The following is a 4,449-nucleotide window of genomic DNA, read 5'->3' on the forward strand; positions in this document are numbered from 1 at the left end:
GAACCTCGCGGGCGCCTCCGAGAGCGTGCTCGACGCGCTCGCGCGCACGCTGCGGCTCGACGCGGCCGAGCGCGACTACCTGTTCGACCTCGCGCGGGCGGCGAGCCCCGGCATCCGCGTGCCCGCGAAGCCCGCCGAGACGGTGCGCCCCGCGGTGCGGCAGGTGCTCGATGCGATGGCCGACGCACCCGCGTGGGTCCGCAACGGTCGACACGACATTCTGGCGGCGAACCGTCTCGGCCGCGCCCTCTACGCGCCGGTGTTCGACAGCCCCCGCCGCCCGGTCAACACGACCCGGTTCACGTATCTGGATGCTGCGGCCCGCACCTTCTGGCGCGACTACGACCAGATCGCGAACGACGCCGCCGCGATGCTGCGCCTCGAAGCGGGCCGCACGCCGCACGACACCGACCTCATCACGCTCATCGGCGAGCTGTCGACGCAGAGCGAGCTGTTCCGGCAGCGGTGGGCCTCGCGCGACGTGAAATACCACCGCAGCGGGCGCAAGCGTCTGCACCACCCGGTGGTCGGCGATCTCGATCTCGACTTCGAGTCGATGGAGCTGCCCAGCGAGCCGGGTCTCGTCATGAACGTCTACACGGCGCCGGCGGGCTCGCCGAGCGCCGATGCGCTGACCCTGCTCGCCTCGTGGGCGGCGAGCGCCGACTTCACCGCCGACGCGGCGCTCATCGGCGCGGAGTGATCCGGGCGGGCTCCCCCGCCCGAACCGTCAGCGGGGGTCGACCCGCAGCGTCGTCTCGAGCACGTCGTCGCCGGTGATCGCCCCGACGTAGGCGGGACCGAACCGGTCGTACTTCGCGTGCAGCGCGGCATCCAGTGCCGCCCGCACCGCCGCGTCGGCGGGGGTGAAGGTGACGTCCTGCTCGACGCCGCCCGCGGCGACACGGCCGGTGCCCGCGGCGCGGGCGCGGCGGTACCAGCCGTTCTCCGGGCCGTGCGCCGAGCGCACGTAGAGCACGCCGTCGACGACGCCGTGCCAGATCGTCACCCAGGGACGCAGGGTGCCGTCGGCGCGGGTCGAGGCGATGCGCAGTTCGGTCGCGTCGCCGATGCGGGCGAGCTCGGTGGGGTTCCAGTCGGACATCGGATGTCTCCTTCGTCGCCGTTCAGGCGGGGTATTCGTCGTCGGTGAGCTTCGCGCCCCACTCCGTCTCGGGAACGCCCTCCTCGAGGGGCGCCTCCCAGAGCGCGAGATGGCACATCGCATTCTGCGCCGAGGCGCCGTGCCAGTGCCATTCCCCCGCAGGCGTGAAGACGGTGTCGCCGGGGCGCAGCTCGATCAGCTCGCCGCCGCGCGACTGCACCCAGCCGAGCCCGTCGGTGACATGCAGCACCTGGCCGACGGCGTGACGATGCCAGGCGGTGTGGGCGCCGGGCATGAAGCGGACGAGGTTGAGGCGCGCGCGCGAGGGGGCGACGCCCGTGTAGTGGGCGTTGACGTACACGTCGCCGTCGAACCACTCAGCAGGGCCGCGGAAGGTCGGGGCTACGGGGAACTTGGTCGTGCTCATGGGGTGTCCTTTCGAGTGTGGGCGCGTCGTTCGCGCATGAGCGGAGGCAGCACGAGCGTCGCGGCGACGATCGCGCACAGGGTCAGGAGGACGGCGGCGGCGGTGAGGGCGGCCGCGACCTCTGCCGCAACGGAGGCGGCGGCATCCGTGCCGTGCGCGCCCGCCGCGACGACCACCAGCACACCGAGGCCGAGCGACATGCCGACCTGGTGGAACGTGTTGACGAGACCGGATGCCGCGCCGGCATCGGCGGCGGCGACCCCGGCGATGCCCGCCGCGGTGAGCGGCGCGAAGGCGAGACCCTGACCGGCGCCGATCACGAGCATGGGGGCGGCGACGGCCGTGAGGTAGTCGCTCTCGGGCACGACCCGACTGAGCCACGCGACGCCCACGAGTGTCAGCACGATGCCGGCGACGAGGGTGGGACCGGCACCGATCGACCGCACGACGCGGGTGACCGCGAGCGCGACGGCGAAGTTCACGACCGTCATCGGCAGGAAGCCCAGCCCGGCCTGCAGCGGCGTGAAGCGGAGCACGTCCTGCAGGAACTGGGTCGTGAAGAAGAAGAACCCGATCATCGCGCCCATGTAGAGCAGCCGAGCGAGGTACGCGCCGACCCTCACCCTGCTGCGCAGCAGGCGCAGCGGCAGGATGGGCTGCGGCGCCACCGACTCGTTCACGACGAATCCGACCAGCAGAAGGATGCCGACCGCCCCCGCGACGAGCGTCGGGGTCGCCGTCCATCCCTGCTCGGCGGCGGTGATGATCGCGAAGACGAGCGAGCCGACGCCGAGAGTCGCGGTCAGCGCGCCGACGAGATCGAACCGACCCGTCGCCCGGGCGGTCTCGGGCAGGTAACGCGGGGCGAGCACGATCATGGCGATGCCGATGGGCACGTTGAGGAAGAAGCCGGCGCGCCAGCTGAGCAGTTCGGCGCAGGCGCCGCCGACGACCATGCCGAGGCTCGCGCCGATGCCGGCCGTGGCGCCGTAGAGCGCGACGGCTCGGGCGCGTTCGCGCCCCGCCGGGAAGGTCGCCGTCAGGAGGGCCAGCGACGTCGGCGCGACGATCGCGGCGCCGACCCCCTGTACCGCCCGCGCGCCGATCAGCCACCCGCCCGACGGTGCGAGCCCGATCGCGAGCGATGCGGCGGCGAAGATCGCGAGCCCGGCGACGAAGACGCCGCGGCGGCCGAGCAGGTCTCCGGCCCGCGCACCGAGCAGCAGCAGACCGCCGAAGACGAGGGTGTAGGCGTCCTGCACCCACGACAGCTCTCCCGGTCCGAGGCCGAGGTCGACCTCCAGGCTCGGCAGCGCCGTGAAGATCACGGAGTTGTCGAGCAGCACCATGAAGTAGCTGAGCAGGATGACGACGAGGATCGCGATCGGATGCCTCGCCGCCACTGTGCGCCCTCCGGCCGTCAGCGGCTGTGCGGTCATCAGAAGGAGACCATGACCTTCAGTGCCTCGCGCGCGTCCATGGCGGCGTAGCCGGCGGGAACGTCGTCGATGCCGACGGTGCGGTCGAAGACGCGGCCCGGGTCGATGACACCGTCGAGCACCTGCTGGATGGCCGGCTCGAGGTAGGCGCGCACCGGCGCCGGCCCGCCCGCGAGACGGGCGTTCTTGCCGAAGAGAGATCCGAAGCCGATCGGGGCTTCCTCGTACTGCGGCACGCCCACGCGGGAGATGATGCCGCCGGGACGCACGATGCCGTAGGCCTGCTCGTAGGCGGGCATGTGGCCGACCGCTTCGAGCACGATGTGCGAGCCCTCGCCGTTCGTGAGCTCGAGCACGCGCGCGACGCCGTCGGCGCCTCGCTCGGCCACGACATCGGTCGCGCCGAAGGCGACCCCGAGGTCGGTGCGCGAGGCGTGACGACCCATGAGGATGATCCGCTCGGCGCCGAGCTGACGGGCTGCGAGAACGGCCGAGAGCCCGACCGCGCCGTCGCCGATCACCGTGACGGTCTTCCCGGGCTGCACCTCGCCCATGTAGGCCGCGTGGTAGCCGGTGAGGTAGACGTCCGAGAGCGTGAGGAGCGACGCGAGAAGCTCCTCGGAGGCGGTGTCGGGGGTGAGTCCGGGCACGACCACGAGGCTGCCGTCGGCCTGGGGCACGCGGGCGAGCTCGGCCTGCAGCCCGCCGACCTCCGGCGAGCCGTACCAGCCGCCGTGCACGCAGGAGGTCTGGAAGCCCTCCCGGCAGAACACGCAGGTGTTGTCCTGGAACGCGAACGGCACGACGACGAAGTCGCCGGGCTTCACCGTGCGTACGTCCGCACCGATCTCCTCGACGACGCCGATGAGCTCGTGGCCCATGGGCCGCCCGGTGTCGCTCGCGTGCAGGGAGTGGTAGGGGTGCAGGTCGGAGCCGCAGACGCACGCGCGCACCGCGCGCACGATGGCGTCGGTGGGCTGGCGGATGACCGGGTCGGCAACGGTCTCGACGCGCACATCGCCCGCGCCGTACATGAATGTGGCCTTCATGGAGTCCTTCACTGTCGTTCGAGCACCCGGATGGGGTGTGATCCCATTTCACGACCTCGCGCGCGGGCGCGGGAGGACCGCTCGTGCCGGGTAACGCCAGTACCTCCCGGGGCATCCGCTCGCGGCGTACCGTCACGGGCATGAGCATCCCCACCCTGACGCTGAACAACGGCGTCACCCTGCCCGCCCTCGGCTACGGCGTCTTCCAGNCGGACGAGACCATCGCGTCGGTCACCGAGGCGCTGCGCGTCGGCTACCGCCACATCGACACGGCCGCCGCCTACGGCAATGAGCGCGAGGTCGGCCGCGCGATCGCGCGGAGCGACGTCGCCCGCGACGACATCGTCATCGAGACGAAGGTCTGGGTGTCCGACTACGGCTACGACGAGACGCTGCACGCGTTCGAGAAGGCCACGGCGAAGCTCGGGG

At 72.1% G+C, this 4,449-nt stretch carries 5 protein-coding genes and 1 pseudogene; 2 read left to right on the forward strand and 4 right to left on the reverse strand.

Annotated elements, in window-relative coordinates:
• Positions 1–703, forward strand: a 703-nt coding sequence (locus ASG00_RS06305; protein ID WP_235559326.1) for an MmyB family transcriptional regulator, incomplete at its 5' end; no start/stop codon positions are given.
• A 27-nt stretch (positions 704–730) separates the two neighbouring features.
• Here the strand turns inward: ASG00_RS06305 and ASG00_RS06310 are convergent.
• Genes ASG00_RS06310 through ASG00_RS06325 form a run of 4 tightly spaced genes read right to left on the reverse strand, consistent with a single transcriptional unit; the run spans position 731 to position 4,020 of the window.
• The gene (locus ASG00_RS06310) at positions 731–1,105 is read right to left on the reverse strand and encodes a DUF2255 family protein (protein WP_056207646.1); all 375 of its coding nucleotides are present in this window, start codon (positions 1,103–1,105) and stop codon (positions 731–733) included.
• Positions 1,106–1,127: 22 nt separating this feature from the next.
• Entirely contained in the window at positions 1,128–1,532 is a 405-nt protein-coding gene (locus ASG00_RS06315; RefSeq protein WP_045247785.1) for a (R)-mandelonitrile lyase, read from the reverse strand.
• Positions 1,529–2,971: an MFS transporter gene (locus tag ASG00_RS06320; RefSeq protein ID WP_056207649.1), complete on the reverse strand. Its 1,443-nt coding sequence runs from the start codon at positions 2,969–2,971 to the stop codon at positions 1,529–1,531. Before ASG00_RS06320 ends, ASG00_RS06315 begins: the two co-directional genes overlap by 4 nt.
• Positions 2,971–4,020, reverse strand: a complete 1,050-nt coding sequence (locus ASG00_RS06325) for a zinc-binding dehydrogenase (protein WP_048809009.1) — start codon at positions 4,018–4,020, stop codon at positions 2,971–2,973. The genes ASG00_RS06320 and ASG00_RS06325 overlap by 1 nt, the downstream gene beginning before the upstream one ends.
• A gap of 210 nt (positions 4,021–4,230) precedes the next feature.
• Between ASG00_RS06325 and ASG00_RS17405 the strand changes: the two are divergent.
• A pseudogene (locus tag ASG00_RS17405) lies at positions 4,231–4,449 on the forward strand (aldo/keto reductase); the annotation flags it as partial.

This window comes from Microbacterium sp. Leaf351, assembly GCF_001423825.1.
In the GTDB taxonomy this organism is placed as follows: domain Bacteria; phylum Actinomycetota; class Actinomycetes; order Actinomycetales; family Microbacteriaceae; genus Microbacterium; species Microbacterium ginsengisoli.